The 17,664-nt window shown below is 67.2% G+C and carries 19 protein-coding genes; 9 read left to right on the top strand and 10 right to left on the bottom strand.

Going from position 1 to position 17,664, the window contains the following annotated elements:
* Positions 1-14: 14 nt before the first annotated feature.
* On the top strand, positions 15-545 hold the full coding sequence (locus tag AU072_RS17305; RefSeq protein WP_064414911.1) for a TetR/AcrR family transcriptional regulator: 531 nt from the start codon (positions 15-17) through the stop codon (positions 543-545).
* On the opposite strand, the gene AU072_RS17300 is transcribed toward AU072_RS17305, so the two are convergent.
* Positions 526-1,692: a CaiB/BaiF CoA transferase family protein gene (locus tag AU072_RS17300; protein ID WP_064415031.1), complete on the bottom strand. Its 1,167-nt coding sequence runs from the start codon at positions 1,690-1,692 to the stop codon at positions 526-528. The genes AU072_RS17305 and AU072_RS17300 overlap by 20 nt on opposite strands.
* A 44-nt stretch (positions 1,693-1,736) precedes the next feature.
* Between AU072_RS17300 and AU072_RS17295 the strand changes: the two genes are divergently transcribed.
* Genes AU072_RS17295 through AU072_RS17280 form a run of 4 tightly spaced genes read left to right on the top strand, consistent with a single transcriptional unit; the run spans position 1,737 to position 5,345 of the window.
* Entirely contained in the window at positions 1,737-2,840 is a 1,104-nt protein-coding gene (locus tag AU072_RS17295; protein WP_064415030.1) for a phosphotransferase, read from the top strand.
* A 21-nt stretch (positions 2,841-2,861) separates the two neighbouring features.
* Complete coding sequence (locus tag AU072_RS17290; protein ID WP_064414910.1) at positions 2,862-3,407, top strand: TetR/AcrR family transcriptional regulator; 546 nt, start codon at positions 2,862-2,864, stop codon at positions 3,405-3,407.
* Between the two features lie 31 nt (positions 3,408-3,438).
* Positions 3,439-4,923: an aldehyde dehydrogenase family protein gene (locus AU072_RS17285; RefSeq protein WP_064414909.1), complete on the top strand. Its 1,485-nt coding sequence runs from the start codon at positions 3,439-3,441 to the stop codon at positions 4,921-4,923.
* Entirely contained in the window at positions 4,923-5,345 is a 423-nt protein-coding gene (locus tag AU072_RS17280) for a nuclear transport factor 2 family protein (RefSeq protein WP_064414908.1), read from the top strand. The genes AU072_RS17285 and AU072_RS17280 overlap by 1 nt, the downstream gene beginning before the upstream one ends.
* Before the next feature lie 71 nt (positions 5,346-5,416).
* Here AU072_RS17280 and rlmN read toward each other — a convergent pair whose 3' ends face one another.
* The 5 genes from rlmN to AU072_RS17255 all read right to left on the bottom strand — a co-directional run bounded on the left by rlmN (position 5,417) and on the right by AU072_RS17255 (position 9,662).
* Positions 5,417-6,541 (bottom strand): dual-specificity RNA methyltransferase RlmN, encoded by a 1,125-nt coding sequence (rlmN, locus tag AU072_RS17275; RefSeq protein WP_064414907.1) that lies wholly within the window; start codon positions 6,539-6,541, stop codon positions 5,417-5,419.
* A gap of 33 nt (positions 6,542-6,574) precedes the next feature.
* Complete coding sequence (locus tag AU072_RS17270; protein ID WP_064414906.1) at positions 6,575-7,453, bottom strand: phosphatidate cytidylyltransferase; 879 nt, start codon at positions 7,451-7,453, stop codon at positions 6,575-6,577.
* Positions 7,453-8,010 carry a ribosome recycling factor gene (gene frr / locus AU072_RS17265; RefSeq protein WP_064414905.1) on the bottom strand — a complete coding sequence of 186 codons (558 nt, stop codon included), beginning with the start codon at positions 8,008-8,010 and terminating at the stop codon, positions 7,453-7,455. The genes AU072_RS17270 and frr overlap by 1 nt, the downstream gene beginning before the upstream one ends.
* 74 nt (positions 8,011-8,084) lie before the next feature.
* Complete coding sequence (gene pyrH / locus AU072_RS17260) at positions 8,085-8,786, bottom strand: UMP kinase (RefSeq protein ID WP_064351200.1); 702 nt, start codon at positions 8,784-8,786, stop codon at positions 8,085-8,087.
* Between the two features lie 198 nt (positions 8,787-8,984).
* Complete coding sequence (locus tag AU072_RS17255) at positions 8,985-9,662, bottom strand: class I SAM-dependent methyltransferase (protein ID WP_064414904.1); 678 nt, start codon at positions 9,660-9,662, stop codon at positions 8,985-8,987.
* 45 nt (positions 9,663-9,707) lie between these two features.
* Here AU072_RS17255 and AU072_RS17250 point away from each other — a divergent pair, with 45 nt between their 5' ends.
* From AU072_RS17250 to AU072_RS17240, 3 genes are all read left to right on the top strand, one after another.
* Entirely contained in the window at positions 9,708-10,133 is a 426-nt protein-coding gene (locus AU072_RS17250; RefSeq protein WP_064415029.1) for a MarR family winged helix-turn-helix transcriptional regulator, read from the top strand.
* A gap of 99 nt (positions 10,134-10,232) precedes the next feature.
* Positions 10,233-11,210, top strand: a complete 978-nt coding sequence (locus tag AU072_RS17245) for an arginase family protein (RefSeq protein ID WP_064414903.1) — start codon at positions 10,233-10,235, stop codon at positions 11,208-11,210.
* A gap of 52 nt (positions 11,211-11,262) precedes the next feature.
* Positions 11,263-12,396: a glycerate kinase gene (locus AU072_RS17240; RefSeq protein WP_064414902.1), complete on the top strand. Its 1,134-nt coding sequence runs from the start codon at positions 11,263-11,265 to the stop codon at positions 12,394-12,396.
* Here AU072_RS17240 and AU072_RS17235 read toward each other — a convergent pair.
* The 3 genes from AU072_RS17235 to rpsB all read right to left on the bottom strand — a co-directional run bounded on the left by AU072_RS17235 (position 12,381) and on the right by rpsB (position 15,604).
* The gene (locus tag AU072_RS17235; protein ID WP_064414901.1) at positions 12,381-13,787 is read right to left on the bottom strand and encodes an amidase; all 1,407 of its coding nucleotides are present in this window, start codon (positions 13,785-13,787) and stop codon (positions 12,381-12,383) included. The genes AU072_RS17240 and AU072_RS17235 overlap by 16 nt on opposite strands.
* A 113-nt stretch (positions 13,788-13,900) precedes the next feature.
* Positions 13,901-14,728: a translation elongation factor Ts gene (tsf, locus tag AU072_RS17230; protein WP_064414900.1), complete on the bottom strand. Its 828-nt coding sequence runs from the start codon at positions 14,726-14,728 to the stop codon at positions 13,901-13,903.
* 12 nt (positions 14,729-14,740) lie between these two features.
* Positions 14,741-15,604, bottom strand: a complete 864-nt coding sequence (rpsB, locus tag AU072_RS17225; RefSeq protein ID WP_064414899.1) for a 30S ribosomal protein S2 — start codon at positions 15,602-15,604, stop codon at positions 14,741-14,743.
* 301 nt (positions 15,605-15,905) lie between these two features.
* Here rpsB and AU072_RS17220 point away from each other — a divergent pair, with 301 nt between their 5' ends.
* Complete coding sequence (locus AU072_RS17220) at positions 15,906-16,406, top strand: murein hydrolase activator EnvC family protein (RefSeq protein WP_064414898.1); 501 nt, start codon at positions 15,906-15,908, stop codon at positions 16,404-16,406.
* Positions 16,407-16,462: 56 nt separating this feature from the next.
* Here AU072_RS17220 and AU072_RS17215 read toward each other — a convergent pair whose 3' ends face one another.
* A complete protein-coding gene (locus AU072_RS17215; protein WP_064414897.1) occupies positions 16,463-17,524 on the bottom strand; it encodes an IS110 family RNA-guided transposase in 1,062 nt (353 codons plus the stop codon).
* Positions 17,525-17,664 lie beyond the last annotated feature (140 nt).

Genomic DNA, 17,664 nt, shown 5'->3' with positions numbered 1-17,664 from the left:
GTAAAGCTAGGACGGTGCCGGTAACCGATGCGGATTCCTCGACGCGCGAACGCATCCTCGCCGCGACCGCGGAGGTGCTCGGCCGCCACGGCATGACCAAGCTCAGCCTCTCCGAGGTCGCACTGCAGGCGCAGGTCTCCCGACCCACTCTCTACCGCTGGTTCGCCTCCAAGCGTGACCTGCTCGACGCGTTCGTGGTGTGGGAGCGCCAGTACTACGAACGTGCGGTGGCCGAGGCGACGGCGGGTCTGCCCGCCGACCAACGACTCGATGCGGCGCTGCGGGTGATCGTCGACTATCAGCAGTCCTACCCGGGTCTGCGCATGATCGACATCGAACCGGAGCAGGTCATCAAGCGGCTCTCCCGGGTGATCCCGTTGATGCGCCAGCGCCTGGAACGGCTGGCCACCGGACCCGATCCCGGTCTTGCCGTGGCGACGGCGGTACGGGTCGCGGTGTCGCACTACCTGGTGCGCAGCGACGACGACGCCGACTTCCTCGCACAGCTTCGCCACGCCGTGCGGGTCAAGCACCCGACCTCTTGAGCTCGGCCACGATCTCGGCGGTGTGCTGCCCCAACTTTGGTGCGGCCGAACGCGGCTCCCACGGCGTGCCGGAGAAGTCGGCCGGTGAGGCGACCATCGGCGCGGCACCGTCACCGTCGGGCACATAGACGATGCCGCCCGCGGCATGGAACTGCTCGTCGGCGACGATGTCCTCCAGCGAGTTGATCGGCGACCAAAAGAAGTCCGGTTCTCCCGCGAAGATTTCCGCCCATTCGGCCAGGGTTTTCGACGCGAAGATCTCGTCGAGTTCGGCGACGAGTTCGGCCGCGTTGACGGCGCGCGCCCGCGGCGTATCGAAGCGGGGATCCGTGAGCCACTGCGGACGGCCGATGGCGCGACACAACGGCGGCCAGTGCCGGCCGGCTTCCAGGCCGACGATCCAGAAGCGGCGCCCGTCGCCCGCCGCGTAGTTGTTCATGCAGGGATTGCCCATCGTCTCTCGCTGCCCGATCGCGATCGAATTCCCGGTCAGCAGGAACGTATTGAGGTCGAAACTCACCGTGTAGGCCCCCTGCCGGTACAGCGACGTGCTGACCAACTGGCCCTTACCGGTGCGCCCCCGCGCCACCAACGCCGCGCAGATCGCGGCGGCCAGTGTCATACCCGCCGCGTGGTCGCCCATTCCGCCACGCTGGAACGGCGGGGTCTGGCCGGGACGGGTCAGCAGGTGCGCCAGACCCGCCCGCGCCCAGAACGCGGCGACGTCGTAGGCCGCCCGGTCGGCGTCCGGCCCGCTCTCGCCGTAGCCGGTGATCAACCCGTACACCAGCCGCGGGTTGTGCACGGTGACCTCGGCGAATTCCAGTCCCATGCGCGCCAACGCACCCGGGCGGACATTGGTGACGAAAACGTCTGCGCCCCCGATCAATTCACGGGTCGTCGCCCGGCCATCGCCCGTCGTCATGTCGATCACGATGCTGCGCTTACCGCGGTTGTCCATCTCGAATGGCGGGCTCACATCGCCGTCGACCCCGAGCATCTTGCCGAACAATCGGCCCGGATCGCCGGTCGGTGGTTCGATCTTGACGACGTCGGCACCCCAGTCGGCCAATATCCCTGCCGCGGCCGGCCCGGCCACCCACACACCGAGTTCGACCACGCGCACACCCTCGAGCGGACCCGCCATCGACACCTTCTTTACATTAATTTGCGAATTTGTAAACTGGCGTGGTGAAGCACGCTACGCCGGTGGTCGGCCTGGCCGCACATCTGGGCCGCGGTGTACAACGTATCGCCACCGACGCCGCGATCGGCCGTCTCCGGTCACTTCCCCGATCCGTGTCCGACCTGAACGCGCGGGCCCTGTCGCGGATCATCGGCCGCCGCGTGACCGCGGTGTCGGTGCTGGGCGGCGACTCGGGCACCTCGGCGCGTGCCCGGCTCGCCCTCACCGGCGACGAGGTCCCGCCGACGGTGTTCGTCAAGCTGGCCGCCGAGACCGTCGCCACCCGCCTGATGGGCGAGATGGGGCGGCTCGGCGCCACCGAAACCCGCTTCTACCGCGAACTCTCCCCGCGACTGACCGGTGTCCCGGCCTGTCACGGCTCGGCGTTCGACCCGGTGACGGGTCGCTACGTTCTGGTTCTGGAGGATCTACCCGCCGACGAATGCGAGTTTCCCGACACCTTGCACCCGATCAGCGCCGACCGGGCCGCCAAGATCGTCGAGCTGCTGGCGAGGCTGCACGCGACTTTCTGGGACCGGGTGCCCGATTGGCTCTACACCGCATCGGGGGACACCGCGTCGTTGCTCACCGGGCCATTGTTGAAGACGTCGGCGCGCCGCATCGCCGAGCGCACCGATATCGCGGTCGACGCCGGACGCTTCATCGACGAGCACTACCGTGCGGTGGCCCGGCTCATCGACGAGCCGCCGCACACCGTGATGCACGGCGACGCGCATCCAGGCAACGTGTACTTCCGCAACGGCGAAGCGGGCCTGCTGGACTGGCAAGCCGTCCGGCGCGGTCATCCCAACCGCGAGCTGGCCTACACGCTGGTCACCAGCATGACGCCCGCCGATCGTCAGGCGCACCAACGCGACCTGCTCGACGTCTACCGCCGGGAGCTCGCGGCATGCGGCGGCCCCGAGCTGGACAGCGGCCAGTTGTGGGACCGATACCGCCAAGGCGCCCTCTACGCCTACGTCGCCGCGCTGATCACCGCGGGAATGGGCGGTATGCAGGATGAGGGCATCGCGCTCGAGGGCCTGCGCCGAGCGGTCGCGGCGCTGCAAGATCTCGACACTGTCGCAGTACTCCAGAAGTCGATGTGACTAAGGATCTACGCTTGCCCCGTGAACGAAGCGCTGCGCGACGCACTCGGACCCGAGGACACCTCGACGCGGCACCGGATTCTCGTGGCGACCTCGGAGGTACTGGCTCGAAGCGGGCAGACCAAGCTCAGTCTGTCGGAGGTCGCGCTGCAGGCCGGCGTGTCCCGCCCGACGCTCTACCGCTGGTTCGCCTCCAAAGGTGAACTGCTCGACGCGTTCGGCGTTTACGAGCGCGACCTCTTCGACAACGGCATCAGCAAGGCGACGGCCGGTTTGCGGGGCACCGAGAAGCTGGACGCCGCGCTGCGGTTCATCGTCGAATACCAGCACTCGTACTCGGGTGTGCGGCTGGTCGACATCGAACCCGAGGTCGTCATCTCCCAGCTCACGAAAATCATCCCGATCATGCGCGCGCGGCTGCAGAAACTGCTGAGCGGGCCGAACGCAGCGGTCAAGGCGGCCACCGCAATTCGGGTGGCCATTTCCCACTACATCGTCCGCAGCGATGATGACGACCAGTTCCTGGCGCAGCTGCGCCACGCCACCGGGATCAAGCCGAACGGCTGACACTTGCGCAAAAATTTGTAAAGTAGTCGGCATGACCCAGGTTGAAAATGACACCGGTGTGCTCGCCGGTGACGAGCGGATGTTGATCGACGGCGAAATGCAGACCACCGCCAGTGGTGCGACGTTCGATGTCATCCATCCGGCCAGCGAGCAGGTGGCCGGGGTGGCCACCGACGGCACCGTCGAGGACATGGCACGTGCGGTGGGTGCTGCGCGGCGCGCGTTCGACGAAACCGACTGGTCGCGCGATCTGGAGTTTCGCTATCACTGCCTGACCCAGCTGCACGAGGCGTTCGAACGCAACAAGGAGCGGTTGCGCCGGATCCTGATCACCGAAGTCGGCTGCCCCGTCTCGGTGTCGGGCAGTCAGATCGAGAGCCCCATCGAGGAGGTCAAGCACTGGGCCGAACACGGTAAGGCGTTCGACTACCTGGTCGACAACGGTGTGCACGAGACACCGCTGGGCCCGGCGCGGCGCAAGATCCACTACGAGCCGGTCGGGGTGGTCGGGGCGATCACCCCGTGGAACGTGCCGTTCTACCTCAACGTCGCCGAGACCGTGCCCGCGCTGATGGCCGGCAACACCGTGGTGCTCAAACCCGCTCAGCTCACGCCGTGGTCGGGTAGCGAGTACGGCCGCATCGTGGCCGAGGAGACCGACATCCCGGCCGGGGTTTTCAACGTGGTGGTCTCCAACGCCAACGAGGTGGGTGCGGCGCTGTCGGCCGATCCGCGGGTGGACATGATCACGTTCACCGGGTCCACGGCCACCGGGCGGGCGATCCTGGCCGCGGGTGCGGCGACGGTGAAGAAGACGTTGCTGGAGTTGGGCGGCAAGTCCGCGCACATTGTGCTCGACGACGCCGATTTCAACTCGGCGTTGTCGATGGCGGCGATGATGGCGTGCGTGATGAGCGGGCAGTCCTGCATCCTGCCCAGCCGGATCCTGTTGCCGCGCAGCCGCTATGACGAGGGCATCGAGATCCTCAAGACGATGATGGAGGGCTTCCCGGTCGGTGATCCGTGGACGCCGGGCAACATGCAGGGCCCGCAGATCAGCGCGACCCAGCGCCAGAAGGTGCTGGGCCTGATCAAGAGCGGCATCGACTCGGGCGCGCGGCTGGTCACCGGCGGCGGCATCCCCGAGAACCTGCCGATCGGCTACTACACCCAGCCGACCCTGCTGGCCGATGTGGACCCCAATTCGCAAGTGGCTCAAGAGGAGATCTTCGGCCCGGTGCTCACGGTCACGCCGTACGACACCGATGACGAAGCGATCGCGATCGCCAACAACACGATTTACGGCCTGTCCGGTGAGGTGTCCAGCGGTGACGTGGACCGCGCATTCGCGGTGGCCTGCCGCATGCGCACCGGCAACGTGACGATCAACGGCAAGAGCCACTTCGGCATCAACAGCCCGTTCGGCGGCACGAAACAGTCCGGCCTGGGCTACCGCAACGGCGAAGAGGGATACAAGGAATACCTCGAGGCCAAGACGATCGGCATGCCCGACTAATGGATGACCGGCGGGTCCGCGACGACGCCGAGATCGCCGCGCTGCTGTACCGCTACGCCCGCGCCGTCGACACCAAGGACTGGGAACTGTACCGCTCGGTGTTCACCGACGACGCGCATATCGATTACTCGTCGGCCGGCGCCGTCGTCGGAAGCCGCGACGAGGTCGTCGATTGGTTCGCCGCGAACTTCGGCGTGATCGCGTGGAGTTTGCACCACATCACCAACATCGAGGCCGAAATCGAAGGCGACACCGCGCGGGTCCGGGCGATGTTCTACAACCCGATGCAGCTGCCGGGCATGACCGAGCCCAGCTTCTGCGGCGGGTATTACCACCACGAACTCGCCCGCACACCCGACGGGTGGCGCAGCCGTCGGCTGGTCGAGGAGAACGTCTGGTTCACCAATCCCCCGAGTCAGTGACGCCGAGACCGACGCTTTGGCGGAAACGCGCGCACGAAACCCGCCAAAACGTCGGCCTGGATGCCGCCAGCTCAGGTTTGAGCCGCCAATTGCCCGCAGGCGGCGGCGATTTCGCGGCCCCGCGTATCACGAACGGTGCAGGACACACCGCGCTCGCGCACGCGTCGGACGAATTCGCGTTCGGCCGGCTTGGGGCTGGCGTCCCACTCGCTGCCGGGCGTCGGATTGAGCGGGATGACGTTGACGTGCGCGAGCGGGCCGAGCGCGCCGTGCAGTCGCTTACCCAGAAGGTCTGCCCGCCAGGGCTGGTCGTTGACGTCGCGGATCAACGCATACTCGATCGAGACTCGCCTGCCCGTCACGTCGGCGTAATAGCGCGCGGCGTCGAGCGCCTCGGACACCTTCCACCGGTTGTTCACCGGAACCAGCGTGTCGCGCAGTTCGTCATCCGGGGCGTGCAGTGACAACGCCAGCGTGACCCCGAGCCGTTCGTCGGCGAGCTTGCGGATCGCAGGCGCCAGCCCGACCGTCGACACCGTGACCGACCGGGCGGAGATTCCGAAACCGTTGGGAGCGGGGGCGATAATCCGTCGCACCGCGGCAAGCACGCGGTTGTAGTTGGCGAGCGGCTCGCCCATACCCATGAACACGATGTTGGACAGCCGCCCTCCCCGTGCCGCGGGCGCGATGCCGTCGCCGTCGCGGTCACGCAACTCCACCGCGGCGGCCCGTACCTGTTCGAGGATCTCGGCCGCCGACAGGTTGCGCTTGAGCCCGCCCTGACCCGTCGCGCAGAACGGGCAGGCCATCCCGCACCCGGCCTGCGACGAGATGCAGACCGTGTTGCGTTGCGGATAGCGCATCAGCACCGACTCGAACGTGGTGCCGTCGACCGCGCGCCACAGCATTTTGCGGGTCTCACCCCCGTCGGTCTCGATCTCGCGAACCGCATCGAGCAGCGCGGGGAACAGCGCGCCGGCCACCTGGTCGCGCACGCCGGCGGGCAGGTCGGTCATCTGGTGGGGATCGGCGATCAGCCTGCCGTAATACTGGTTGGCCAGCTGTTTGGCCCGGAACGCAGGCAGCCCGAGGTCACCGACGGCCGCGGCACGGCCCGCGTCGTCGAGGTCGGCGAAGTGCCGCGGCGGCATGGCGCGGCGCGGGGCGTCGAAGACGAGCGGCAACGAGGTGGGCATGAGCTCAGGCCAGTATCCCAGCTCGGCGGGACGTCACGCCAACAGCGTCAGGACGATCCAACCCGCCACGGCCGACGGGAGCATCGCGTCGATGCGGTCCATGATGCCGCCGTGGCCGGGCAGCAACGTGCCCATGTCCTTGATTTTGAGGTCGCGTTTGACCTGCGATTCGACCAGATCACCGAGCACACCGGTGATCACCAGCATGAGCCCCAGGGGCAGGCCGACCCAGGCGGGCTTGTCCATCAGGAACGTCACCGACACCACGGCCGCGGCGGTGCCGAACACCAGCGAGCCGCCAAGGCCCTCCCACGACTTCTTCGGGCTGATCGCCGGCGCCATCAGATGCTTGCCGAACAGCACACCCGCCACATAGCCGCCGATGTCGGCGAACACGACGGTCGCGATCACCGTGAACACCCTGCCGCCGCCGTGGTCCTGGAAGATCAGCAGCGCGCTGAAGCTGGCGAACAACGGCACCCACGTCGACAGCAGCACCGCGGCGGCGATGTCGCGCAGGTAGTTGACCGGTTGGTGGCGCAAGCCGCGCCCGACCAGGCGCCACACCATGCAGACGACGATCGTCCCGCCGTATGCCCCGAGCACCCCGGCCGGCCCGTACGGCCAGCTCAACCAGATCATCGCCTGGCCACCGAGCAGCAACGGAATCGCCGGGAGGTCGTATCCGGCCTCGCGCAGCCGGCGGATCACCTCGTGGGTGGCGATCGGGATGAACACCGCCAGCACGGGCAGCCATCCGATCGGCCAGAAGAGGAGTATGCCGATCGCCATGGCGCCGAGCAGGACGCCGACCCCGATCGCGGCGGGCAGGTCGCGACCCGCCCGCGACTTCTTCTTGGGCGGTTCGTCGACCGGCGTCTCTGCCACGGGTCCCTCGTGCTGATCGGTCACTAGACCTCCAGCAGCTCGCCTTCTTTGTGCTTGACCAGCTCGTCGATCTGGTGGGTGTAGGTGGCGGTGGACTTGTCGAGATCCTTCTCCGCGCGCGACACCTCGTCCTCGCCCGCTTCGCCGTCCTTTTTGATGCGGTGCAGTTCCTCCATCGCCTTGCGGCGGATGTTGCGTACTGCCACTTTGGCGTCCTCACCCTTGGCCTTGGCCTGCTTGACCAGGTCGCGGCGGCGCTCCTCGGTCAGCTGCGGGATCGCCACGCGGATGACGTTGCCGTCGTTGGTGGGGTTCACGCCGAGATCGGAGTTGCGGATCGCATCCTCGATGTTGCGCAGTTGGCCCGCCTCGTAGGGCTTGATCACCACCAGCCGCGCCTCGGGCACGTTGATGCTCGACAGCTGGGTGATCGGCGTGGGAGATCCGTAATAGTCGACGTTGACGCGGGAGAACATGCCGGGGTTGGCGCGGCCGGTGCGGATCGACGACAGGTCATCGCGCGCGACCGACACCGCCTTCTCCATCTTCTCCTCGGCATCGAAGAGGGTTTCGTCGATCACGGTCCTTCTCCTTCGTCTGTGCGCGTCATCACCGGTCTCGCGTGCGCACCTTCGCTCCCCGGCGCGCGGGAGTGTCAGGTGGTGACCAGTGTTCCGATCTTCTCACCCGCGACCGCCCGGGCGATATTGCCGTCCGTGAGCAGGTTGAACACCAGGATCGGCATGCCGTTGTCCATACACAGGCTGAACGCGGTGGCGTCGGCCACCTTCAGACCGCGGTCGATGACTTCCCGGTGGCTGATCGCGGTGAGCAGTTCGGCGTCGGGGTTGTGGCGCGGGTCGGCGGTGAAGACGCCGTCGACGGCCTTGGCCATCAGCACCACCTCGGCGCCGATCTCCAGCGCGCGCTGGGCGGCGGTGGTGTCGGTGGAGAAGTACGGCAGACCCATGCCTGCACCGAAGATGACGACGCGGCCCTTCTCGAGGTGCCGCACGGCCCGCAGCGGGATGTACGGTTCGGCGACCTGACCCATCGTGATGGCGGTCTGCACCCGGGTCGCGATGCCTTCCTTCTCCAGGAAGTCCTGCAGCGCCAGGCTGTTCATGACGGTGCCGAGCATCCCCATGTAGTCGCTGCGGGTGCGCTCCATGCCGCGCTGCTGCAGTTGTGCACCGCGGAAGAAATTGCCGCCGCCGATGACCACGGCCACCTGCACGCCGCTGCGGACCACTTCGGCGATCTGACGCGCCACCAGGTGCACGACGTCGGGATCGAGGCCCACTTCCCCACCGCCGAACATCTCGCCGCCCAGCTTGAGCAGTACGCGGCTGTACATGGGACGGATGGAACCTGCGGCGGCTCCGTTGGGTTTGCTCGTGTCCGGAGCCGCCCGGGTGGCGACTTCGGAGTTCGGAGCCGCCTGACCGGCGACGTTGGGATCCGCCATCCGACTCCTTACGGGTCCTCGCTGAGATCTCCCTCATCCTGCCTCATGGCGGGTGTCAGGGCGGCGAGTGGGTCGCGACTCGCCGCGTCAGTCAGGCAGGTGCGCGCTCAGCAGCCAGGCAGGCACGGATTTGCGGCCTTTGGGCTCGTCGCGGATGTCGAGCGCCGGGAAGAACTCCTCGAATCCGTCCGGGAAGACACCGTGAATGCGCGCCGGCCTGATCTCGTCGATCGTCCAGTACTTCGAGACGACATCGCGCAGTTCGTCTTCGGTGACGGGATTGGCCGGACCGTTGGGCATCCCCGCCCGGTCGAACACCAACACGAAGTACGACGCGCCGGGGGCGGCGGCCCGCACGATCGAACGCTGGTAGCCGTCGCGCAGGTCCACGGGCATCGAGTGGAACAGCGTCGAGTCGACGATCGTGCCGAACCGGCCGTCGTAGCCCGAGAAGTCGCTGATGTCGGCGACGTCGAAGGTGGCGTTCGTCAGCCCGCGCTTGGCGGCCTCCTGCCTGGCCAGCTCGATCGCGGTGGGCGACTGGTCCAGACCGACCGTGGTGTAGCCCCGTTCGGCGAGGTGGATGGCCAGCGCGGCCTCACCGCATCCCGCGTCGAGCACATCGCCGTGGAATCTGCCCTGTTCTATGAGGGGTGCGAGCTCCGGCTGCGGCTCTCCGATGCTCCACGGCGGCTTTCCGCCGCTCATTTCCGGCATCTCGCCCTTGTACGCGTTGTCGAACATTTCGCCCGTCGGTTCGGTCATGAATCGTTGATATCAATGTGGTTGATATATGTCAATATGGTTGACATGACTGGAGCGCTGGAGGATCAACCGCTGGGTTTCCTCTTGTCCCGGGTGGCCAAGGCGCTGCGCAGCGAGGTGAAGGCGACGGTCCTCGAGCCCCTGGGCGTGGCATTCCCCCAGTACCTGTGCATGCGCATGCTGTCCCAATACGAAGGCCGGTCCAACGCCGAATTGGCCCGCGACTTCAACGTCTCACCGCAGGCGATGAACATGGTGCTGCGCGGCCTGGAGGACCGCGGGCTCGTGTCGCGACCCGCGAGCGTGTCGTCGGGACGGTCGCTGCCCGCTCAGCTCACACGCGAGGGCCGGGAGTTGTTGAAGCGCACCGATTCCGGCGTTCGCGAAGCTGAGCGCAAGTTGATGGCGAATCTGACGCAGCGACAGCAGCGCGAATTCAAGCAGATCCTGGCGACGCTCGGGACTGACTAGCGGCCGTTAATATCGCGTACGTCAATTTTTGCGAGATCCCATGTCGGCCGCACCCGCCGAGGCTAAGCTTGCACGGCCCGCGAGGAGAGGATCGCGCTCATGAGCTTTGCTCCCAGCGCTGAAGAGGCAGTGCATCTGCTCGAAGGATATTTCTATTGGAGCGGATTCCCGAAGTTGCTGGGGTGTGAGATCGAAACAGACTTCACCAAGGCCGACATCGCGTTGGTGGGGCTACCTCTGGCGGTCAATCCGGTCGAGCGGACCCAATACCTTGGCCCCCGCGCCGTCCGCCACCGATCGCAGGCCTACCACCGCGGTCACCGCGAGTTCGGCATCAATCCCTTCGAACTGGCCCGAATTCGCGATTTCGGGGATGTGCCGATTCCCACACCCACGTTGGCCGACCAAGCGGTCCTCGACATCGAGATGTTCTACGCGCGAATGGATGCCGCCGGAGTTCTTCCGTTCACGATCGGCGGGGACCACGCTTGCACGCTGCCGGTCCTGCGGGCGATCGCCGGCCCGAACTCTCGGCGCAAGGGGCCGATCGGCATCATCCATTTCGACTCGCACACCGACACATACGGTGATTCGGCGGGTGTGCATTGCCACGCCGGTAACGGCTTCCGGATCGGCAACGAAGAGGGCTTGATCGATGCGTCCCGTTATGTGCACGTCGGCCTCAACGGCCCGATGGTGCATCCGAACATGGACGACTATTCCAAGGAAGCCGGTTACCGGTTGCTGTCCCTCGACGAAATCGAAGAGATCGGCATACCCGCTGCGACGCAGGAGATTCGCAAGGTTATCGGAGACGGGCCGGTCTACGTGACAGTGGATCTGGACGTGCTGACGCTTTCCGATGCGCCCGCGGTGGCCGACCCGGAGGCCGGCGGGTTGACGATTCGGGAGATGCTGAGGATTCTGCGCAGTTTTCGCGGCATGGACATCGTCGGCGGCGACGTGGTGTGCTTCGTGCCCCACCTCGACCCGTCGCAGATCACCGCGCTACACATCAGCGCGATCATGCACGAGATCGTCACGATGATGGCCGAGGGCGTCGCCAAGAAGCGATAGCGCCGTCCCGCGGTGGCAGCAGAACGGACAGTGTGGTCAACTGTGGCCAGCGATGAAGATTGTCCTGGCGCCTGACTCATTCAAGGAGTCGATGACGGCGTCCGAAGCGGTGGCCGCGATGACGGCCGGCGTCGCAGCCGTGCTTCCGGAAGCCGAAGTCATCGGCGTGCCGATGGCCGACGGTGGCGAAGGCACCGTCGACGCCGTGGTTGACGCGTTGCACGGTGAGCGCGTCCAGGTGCCGGTGTCGGATGCGCTGGGCCGCACCGTCATCGCACGGTTCGGCTACGTGCCGCTGCGCCAGTTGGCGGTGATCGAGATGGCGGCCGCGGCGGGCCTGGAGCTCATTGCCCCCGAGGAACGAAACATCCTGTCCGCGAGCACCTTCGGAGTGGGCCAATTGATCCGTGCGGCCCTCGACCGCGGCGCCGAGGACTTCCTGATCGGCCTGGGCGGATCGGCCACCAACGACGGCGGTACGGGCATGCTCACCGCGCTGGGCGCGGTGTTCCTCGACGCCGACGGCAAACCGTTGTCGCCCGGCGGCGCCGATCTGGAACGCCTCGACCGCATCGATATGAGCGGTCTGGATCCGCGCCTGCGCGACACCCGGATCCGCGTGGCCTCCGACGTCACCGCGCCCCTGCTGGGCCCGAGCGGCGCCACCGCGGTGTTCGGTCCGCAGAAGGGCGCCGGCCCAGACGACGTGGTGCGACTCGAGGCCGGGCTGTCCCGGCTGGCCGCCGTCGCGTCGGCGACACTCGGCGGCACCCAACCGCAACGTCCGGGCGCGGGCGCGGCCGGCGGGGTGGGTTTCGCGCTCGTCGAATTCCTCGGTGCGATAAGCAGATCCGGCGTCGAAGAGGTGGCCGAGACCGTCGGCCTCGAACGGGCGCTGCGGGGCGCGGACTGGGTGTTCACCGGCGAGGGCAGCGTCGACGCGCAGACCGTCATGGGTAAGACGCCGTTCGGCGTGGCGCAGGCGGCGCTACGCGCCGGGGCCCGGGTGGTGATCTTCGCCGGCCGGGTCGCCCCCGATGCGGCCGTGCTGCTGGACCACGGCGTCGAGCGACTCGTCGCGATCACCGCCGAGGGCACGCCGATCGAGCGGGCACTTCGCGAGGGACCCCAGTCCCTTTCTCGCGCCACCGCCGAGGTCTGCCGCTCCCTTCAGCGCGGGTCCTGAATGCGCTTGAAGGGACGCGCCTCCTCGAGTTCGTACGCCAGCCCGAGCAGCCGGGCCTCCTGCCCCACCGGCGCGGCGAACATCATGCCGACCGGCAGCCCCGACGCGGACTCGGCGAGAGGCAGCGAGATCGCCGGCTCCCCCGTGGCGTTCTGCAGAGGTGTGAACGCCACCCACTCGACGAGCCGGTCGATGATCGTCTGGTAGTCCAGGGTCGGGTCGAGATGACCGATCCGCGGCGCGACGTCGGCAAGTGTCGGGGTGAGTATGACGTCGTGGTCCCGGGTGACGCGCTCGGTGACCTGGCGCATCCGCGACAACCGCGCGAGCGCCCCGGGTACCCGGTGCAGGTTCCGCGAAGCGTGGCGGTCGAGTCCGCGCGTCAGGTTGTCGAGGCGCTCACGGTCGAAGTTCGGGCCCAACGTGCGCCCGCTGCGCACGATCGCGAACGCCAGAAACGACCAGTAGAGCAGGAAGTCGTTCATGAAGTGCGACGGCACGGGATTGTCGATGAGAGTGACCCGGTGCCCGAGTTCCTCGAGCAAAGCGGCGTTCTTCAACGTGAGCTCACGAACCTCCGGGCTCGCCTCGCGCGCTATCGACTGTGTGCACACCGCGATGCGCAGCCGCTGGGCTCCAGGCCCTGTGATGTTGCCGATCGCGGGCAGCGCCGGGTTGCGGTACACCCGCTCGATCTCGCGGTAGAACGCCGCGGAGTCGCGCACGGAGCGGGTGACGACACCGTTGGCGACGATGCGAAGCGGCATCTGCCGCAACTTCTTGTCCAGGGGCAGCCGACCCCGCGACGGCTTGAGTCCCACTAAACCATTGCAGGAGGCGGGAATTCGGATCGATCCGCCGCCGTCGTTGGCGTGCGCGATCGGCACCACCCCCGCGGCCACGAACGCCGCCGAACCCGACGACGACGCGCCCGCGGTGTGCTCGAGGTTCCACGGATTACGCACCGGGCCCAGCCGCGGATGCTCGGCCGACGCGCTGAAACCGAATTCCGACATCTGCGTCTTGCCGAGCGGAGCCAGGCCCGTCGCCAGGAACGAACGCGCGAAGTCGCCGTGCGACCGCTCCGGGCGCGGATCCCAGGCGTCGGTGCCGTTCATCGTCGGCATCACGGCGACCGCGACGTTGTCCTTGAGGAAGGACGGAACGCCGTTGAAGTAGCCACCGGAGGGCCGTGCGGCAGCCCGGGCGCGGGCCTGCTCGAATGCCTCGTGCGCCAGCCCGTTGAGCGCCGGATCGACGGCCTCGGTGCGGGCGATCGCGGCATCGACCAGTTCGGCCCGCGACACCGCGCCCGACTGCAGCGCCTCCACCAGACCGACCGCATCGAGATCGCCGAGGGCGTCGTCGCCGAAGGCGCTTATCCGAGTCATGCCGACGACGGTACCAAGTCGTACCGCCGCGGCCGCAGAAATGGCTGAGCGCTCACCCTTGTACGGTTCCCGGGCGTCGGGCCGGACAAGGGTGAGCGCTCAGCGCAGAGGCTTTAGGCCTGGCCGACCTCGAAGCGGACAAAGCGGGTCACGGTCACACCCGCCTCGTCGAGGAGGGCCTTGACGGTCTTCTTGTTGTCGGACACCGACGGCTGGTCGAGCAGCACGACGTCCTTGTAGAAGCCGGTGACCCGGCCCTCGACGATCTTGGGCAGGGCCTGCTCGGGCTTGCCCTCGTTGCGGGCGGTCTCCTCGGCGATGCGCCGCTCGTTGGCGACGACGTCCTCGGGCACGTCCTCGCGGGTGAGGTACTTGGCCTTGAGCGCGGCGATCTGCAGGGCAACCGCGTGGGCGGCCTCCTTGTTGTCGCCTTGGTACTCGACCAGCACACCGACGGCCGGCGGCAGGTCCGCGGCACGCTTGTGCAGGTAGGTCTCGACGGTGCCGTCGAAGTAGGCGACGCGACGCAGCTCGAGCTTCTCGCCGATCTTGGCCGACAGGTCCGCGATGACCTGCTCGACGGTAGGGGCCGCCGAATCGGCGGAAATGCGAGCAGCCTTGAGCGCATCGACGTCGGTCGCCTTGGCGGCCGCCGCGGCGCCGACGATCTGGTCGGCCACCGACTGGAATTCGGCGTTCTTGGCGACGAAGTCGGTCTCGGAGTTCAGCTCGATCAGCGCGCCGTCCTTGGCGGCGACCAGGCCCTCGGCGGTCGCGCGCTCAGCGCGCTTGCCGACGTCCTTGGCGCCCTTGATACGCAGCAACTCGACGGCCTTGTCGAAATCGCCGCCGGCCTCGACGAGCGCGTTCTTGCTGTCGAGCATGCCGGCACCGGTCAGCTCCCGAAGTCGCTTGACGTCGGCAGCGGTGTAGTTAGCCATATCAGCCTTCTCTTACGGGTTCTGTGCGGGTTTGGGTTCGGTCTGGACGTCGGCCTCGGGGGTGCCGGGCTCGGCACCCGCGGCGGTCGGGGATGCGGTGGCGGTCGCGCTCGCGAGCAGCTCCTGCTCCCACTCGGCGAGCGGCTCGGCGGCATCGGCGTCCGGCTTGTCGCCGTCACGACCCGCACCCGCGCGGGCCTGCAGGCCCTCGGCCACCGCCGCGGCGATCACCTTGGTCAGCAGCGCGGCCGAACGGATCGCGTCGTCATTGCCCGGGATCGGGTAGTCGACGAGATCGGGATCGCAGTTGGTGTCGAGGATCGCGATGACCGGGATGCCCAGCTTGCGCGCCTCACCGACCGCGATGTGCTCCTTGTTGGTGTCGACGACCCACACGGCCGAGGGCACCTTGGACATGTCGCGGATACCGCCCAGCGACCGCTCAAGCTTGTTCTTCTCGCGGGTCAGCATCAAGATTTCCTTCTTGGTGCGACCCTCGAAACCACCGGTCTGCTCCATCGTCTCGAGTTCCTTGAGACGCTGCAGCCGCTTGTGCACAGTCTGGAAGTTGGTGAGCATGCCGCCCAGCCAGCGCTGGTTCACATACGGCATGCCGACGCGGGTGGCTTCTTCGGCGATCGACTCCTGCGCCTGCTTCTTGGTGCCGACGAACATGATCGTGCCACCGTGCGCGACCGTCTCCTTGACGAACTCGTACGCCTTGTCGATGTAGGTCAGCGTCTGCTGCAGGTCGATGATGTAGATGCCGTTGCGGTCGGTGAAGATGAACCGCTTCATCTTGGGATTCCAGCGACGGGTCTGATGCCCGAAGTGAGTGCCGCTGTCGAGCAGCTGCTTCATGGTTACAACAGCCATGAGTCCATGGTCCTTTTCGTCGGTTGATGCCGGCGTCGGGTGACGCCGAGCCCTGGTGACTGCTCGGAGTGCCGAACCCTTTCCGAGTACTCGGGCCGGGACCGACGGCATCCGGGGAACGACCTAGTGGAACGGGTCGTGGTGCAGACACGCGAAGTCAGCCCGCGCAAGCGAGCTGCGGTTAGCAGTTTACACCCTGCACAGGGGTGCTTTTTCCACGCCGATTCCATGCCGGGCCGGCTGTCCACAGATTCGCGTCACCCCCTGGCGCGAGCCGGGCATTTGCCGCTGAGCTGGGGCGATGCGAAGGGTTGCACTCGCGGGTGCCGCGCTGATGTCCGGGCTGGTCTGGGCCGCGCCCGCCGCGGCCGACGACGGCCGGTTGGCCTGGCCGCTGCGGCCGCGCCCCGCGGTGACCAGGGCTTTCGACGCGGCCGAGCCGAACTGGACGCCGGGACATCGCGGCGTCGACCTCGCGGGCACACCCGGTGCGCGTGTGCTGGCGGCGGCCGAGGGCACCGTGATTTTCGCGGGTGAACTGGCAGGGCGGCCGGTCGTGTCACTCGCCCACCCCGGCGGCCTGCGGACCAGCTACGAACCGGTCCGGGCGACGGTCGTGCGGGGACAGCGCGTCGGCGCCGAGGCGGTGATCGGGGTGTTGGAGGCCGGACATCCGGGCTGCCCGCGCTCGGCGTGCCTGCACTGGGGCGCGATGTGGGGCCCGGCGTCACGCGCCGACTACGTCGACCCGCTCGGCCTGGTGGCCACCACCCCGATCCGCCTCAAACCCCTCACGGGTTGACTCCCCTTCTGCGCGAGCGCGCGCAGGTCTGCTCTTCGTTGGGCCGAGCATTGCTCCTATGTCAAGCCGCGGTGGGTTTGGCCTGTGTGGTGGCGTGTTTGTTCGTCGGCGTGTAAGCGGTTGTAGACGACTCGTGCTAGGCGTCGTTTGAGGCAGCGCAAAGCTTCTTTGGTGGAGTCGCCGTCGGCGAGTCTCATCCGGTAGTAGGCGTGTCCTGGGCTGTCGACGAGGCGGATCTGGGTTAGTGCGATGCGGTGCAGGGCGGCGTTAAGTTGTCGGTTGCCTGCGCGGCTGAGACGCACACGGCCGGCGGTGTTGCCTGACCAGACGGGGATGGGGGCGGTGCCGCTGTGGCAGGCGAAGGCTGCTTCGCTCTTGAACCGGGTGATGCCGGCGGTTTCGCCGACGAGTTTGGCGGCGGTGAGCTCGCCACAGCCTGGCAGTGCCAGCAGTTGTGGAGATACTGCGTGCACGGCGTCGCTGATGCGGGTGTCGAGGGCTTTGATGGCCAGGGTGAGTCGGATGATGTCACCGAGCTCGTCGGTGGCCAGCTCGGCGAGCAGCCCGTCTTGGGTTGCCAACCATGCGGCCAAAGTGGTCTGCGTTTTGGCCCGGTCAAGTGATCCCTTCTTCGGCGCTTGGGTCGGGTCGAGTTCGTGAATGCGGCCCAGGAGTCTATTGATGGTCGCAGTGCGTTGTCCCACAAGGTCTTCGCGTCGATCGACGAGCAGCTTGAGTTCGCGGGAAACCTCGTCGTGTGCAGCTATCGGCAGATCGGGGTGGCGCAGCACCGCGCGAGCCACCGCCAAGGCGTCGATCGGATCGGACTTCCCTCGAGTGCGTGCACCGGCGCGTTCGTGGGCCATCAGTTTCGGTGCCACTCGCACAACCTTCTGCCCGGCCGCCAACAGGTCACGCTCCAGTCGCGCCGACAAATTGCGGCAGTCTTCGATGCCCCACAGTAGGTCCTCGCCGAAGGTGGTCTTGGCCCAAGCCAATGCGGCTAGATGTCCTTCCGTCGTTGCTGGGACGACTTTCTCTCCGACCTCGCGGCCTCGTTCGTCGACAGCGACGAAGGTGTGGGTGCGCTTGTGTACATCGGCTTCAAGAACCACCATGGACGGTGCCTTCTTTCATCGTGATGGGTGAGGAGAAGGTTGGGCCGACCGGTTGGACACATCTCAGTGGGGGCGATGCCACGCTCCTATCAACTCACGCCGGTCGGTCCTTCCATCCGGTGGCGGCAATATGCTCGAAT

The organism is Mycolicibacterium novocastrense (assembly GCF_001499835.1).
In the GTDB taxonomy this organism is placed as follows: Bacteria; Actinomycetota; Actinomycetes; order Mycobacteriales; family Mycobacteriaceae; genus Mycobacterium; species Mycobacterium novocastrense.
This window is presented reverse-complemented; position numbering and strand designations above follow the sequence as displayed.